The sequence below is a fragment of the Polaromonas sp. P1_G2 genome, from assembly GCF_056405515.1.
Map to the genome: position 1 here is coordinate 1 of NZ_JBFUBY010001388.1, position 411 is coordinate 411.

Below are 411 nucleotides of genomic sequence, written 5' to 3' on the forward strand. Positions count from 1 at the left end.
CTCGTCTTCGGCTTCCATGCTCTGCTTCATCCATTCGTAAGACATAAGCAGCACGGCCTGGGCGATGTTGAGCGAGGCGAAGGCGGGATTGACGGGGAAGGTGACGATCTCGTCGGCGAGCGCCACGTCCTCGTTGGAAAGCCCGGATTTCTCGCGACCGAAGAGGATGCCGACTTTCTCGCCGGCGTCATATTTCGTCTTCAGCGTCCGCGACGCGACGATCGGCGAGCGCACCGGCTTGAAGCCGTCACGCACCCTGGCCGTCGTCGCATAGACGAAGTTGAGGTCGGCGATCGCCTCTTCGAGGGTAGGATAAACGATTGCGCCGTCGATCACATGGTCGGCCTTGCTGGCGGCTGCACGAGCCTTGTCGCTCGGCCAGCCGTCGCGGGGCGCGACAAGCCTGAGTTC

1 protein-coding gene is annotated in these 411 nt (G+C 62.8%); it reads right to left on the reverse strand.

Annotated elements, in window-relative coordinates; genetic code table 11:
* On the reverse strand, positions 1-411 hold a 411-nt coding region (locus AC1D0P_RS30700), incomplete at both ends, for an RNA methyltransferase (protein WP_477680184.1).